Source organism: uncultured Lacinutrix sp. (assembly GCF_947500605.1).
Taxonomy (GTDB): domain Bacteria; phylum Bacteroidota; class Bacteroidia; order Flavobacteriales; family Flavobacteriaceae; genus Lacinutrix.
The window spans coordinates 1-2059 of sequence record NZ_CANMSJ010000019.1; the positions used below are offsets into that span (position 1 = coordinate 1).

Consider the following 2059-nt stretch of genomic DNA (forward strand, 5'->3'; position numbering starts at 1 on the left):
TGGTTATAAGTTATTTTAACCTTACAGATATTTCCAATATCTTACAGATCAAAACAACTCATAACCCTCGTCGGGTTGTGTGTAATTTGAAAAAACGATAGTGCATAAATTAAAAATATAGATATGAAAACAAAATTGAATTTTAAAAAACTGATTTCGAATACATTAATCGCCTTATTTATTTTGACAGCAAGTTCTGAATTAGTTGCTCAAGAAAAAAAATCGAATGATTTAAAGAATTTTAAAGTTGTTGTAGAAAAAACTGATAACGGAATTAAAATGCAAAGCGTTGAAGGAAGTGCTTGGATTGATTTATCATTTAGTATCAACAATGATAGACCACAAGCAATTGACGAATATGGAATGACGGAATTGAACAAAATCTCTTCGGACAAAGATTCTAATCTTGCAGATTTCTTATTTACAATAACTAAAACTGAAAACGGAATTGTTCTTAAGGGAATTGAAGGAACTGCTTGGACTGATTTAAGTTTTTCGCTTTTAGAAAATGGAAAACAAGCGATTGACCAATTTGGAATGACAAAACTGAACTAAAAAAACTACACACAACACCGTATAAAAATAATTGCGGTTTAGTGCTTAATCAAAGGTCGTTGCGTGTTTGTAACGTCTGATTTTCCTTCGGAAAATCCTCGCATACAAACCCGCAACTATTCTTATACAATAACGTTGTAAAACATTTGACCAATCACTCTCTGATTAAATTATGAAAGAAAAATTAGATAGCATAAGCATCGAATTATTAGTTCAAGCTTGTCAATTGGATGCTCAAGATATTTGGTTTCAGGGAGATTTAGAAATCCGAATAAATGGAATAAAACCTTATGCGGAAATGAGTGATATTATTGATGTTGATGTTTTTTTAAAGAGTTTAGAAACTGATGGCGAGTATTATATTTTCTCGTGTATTTGCGGAATTCCAGAATGTAGTGGTTGGATAAATGGAATTAGTGTAAGACACAAAGAACAAACCATTGTTTGGACAAATGAGAACACTAAAGAAGTTTGGACTCTTGATAAATCAAAAATTGAAAAAGATCTTGCTGAAATACGAAATGAAGTTGAAAATTATAAAAACTATTTTAACGAAAAGAAAATTAAATATGTTGGAGTTGGATATAATTGGTAATCAATTGAACTAAATAAAAACGTTTTACAACACCGTGTATAATTCATTGCTAGTTATAGCCTACTTACGAAAGTCCTCGCGGACTTTCTATCTGTGATTTATTTGCTAACTTTAGTGCTTAAACACGCAACGAAATCATACACAATCACGTTACCTGCAAGCTAAAAAAAAATCGAACAGTAAATGAACATCTTTAAAAAGAAGAAAAATCTTGATAATTATTATCATTTACCTATTCCGAATAATTCGATTGAATTTTTTGAAAAAATAAAAAATTTAAGCGAGAAATATTGGAATAATAGTGATATTAATCAAGATATTTTTGGCTTTCAAATTCAAAAAGGAACTAAATGGAAAGATGGACTTTCTGAAAATGAACTCTCTGATTTTCAAACTCAAATGAAAATTGAATTTCCAGAAGGACTGAAAAATTTCTATCGAACAATGAACGGATTAGATAAAGAAGGAATAAACGTATTTGGCTCAAACGGAACAGAACCTAATTTTAATCCGATTTATTATTCATATCCAGAAAATCTGAAACAAATCCGAGAAAACATTAATTGGATTTATAAGAGTAATGGAGTAAAAATAGAAAACATTGAAATTCCGAAAATTTTTCCAATTACGGGACATCGATTTTTGATTTTGGACGAAAATAATCAAATACTTTCTATGTATGGAGATGATATAATTTTTTGGTCTGAAAATATTAGTAAGTTAATTGGAACAGAAATATTTGAAAATATTGAAAATGTATCTGATTTTGAAAGTAATCCTAATTTTGTAAAACCAATAAAATTTTGGCAATCGGAATAAAAAGCCTGCAGGTAACACCGTGTATAATTAATTGCTTGGTTTTAGCCAATTTACGAAAGTCCTCGCGGACTTTCTATCTGTGTTTTATTT

3 protein-coding genes are annotated in these 2059 nt (G+C 29.5%); all 3 read left to right on the top strand.

The window, feature by feature from the left end; translation table 11 throughout:
* Nucleotides 1–123: 123 nt before the first annotated feature.
* The 3 genes from Q0935_RS15780 to Q0935_RS15790 all read left to right on the top strand — a co-directional run bounded on the left by Q0935_RS15780 (nucleotide 124) and on the right by Q0935_RS15790 (nucleotide 1969).
* Nucleotides 124–555 carry a hypothetical protein gene (locus tag Q0935_RS15780; protein ID WP_299388314.1) on the top strand — a complete coding sequence of 144 codons (432 nt, stop codon included), beginning with the start codon at nucleotides 124–126 and terminating at the stop codon, nucleotides 553–555.
* A 172-nt stretch (nucleotides 556–727) separates the two neighbouring features.
* Nucleotides 728–1150 (top strand): hypothetical protein, encoded by a 423-nt coding sequence (locus Q0935_RS15785; protein WP_299388317.1) that lies wholly within the window; start codon nucleotides 728–730, stop codon nucleotides 1148–1150.
* A gap of 183 nt (nucleotides 1151–1333) precedes the next feature.
* A complete protein-coding gene (locus Q0935_RS15790) occupies nucleotides 1334–1969 on the top strand; it encodes an SMI1/KNR4 family protein (RefSeq protein WP_299388320.1) in 636 nt (211 codons plus the stop codon).
* The last annotated feature ends 90 nt before the right edge of the window (nucleotides 1970–2059 follow it).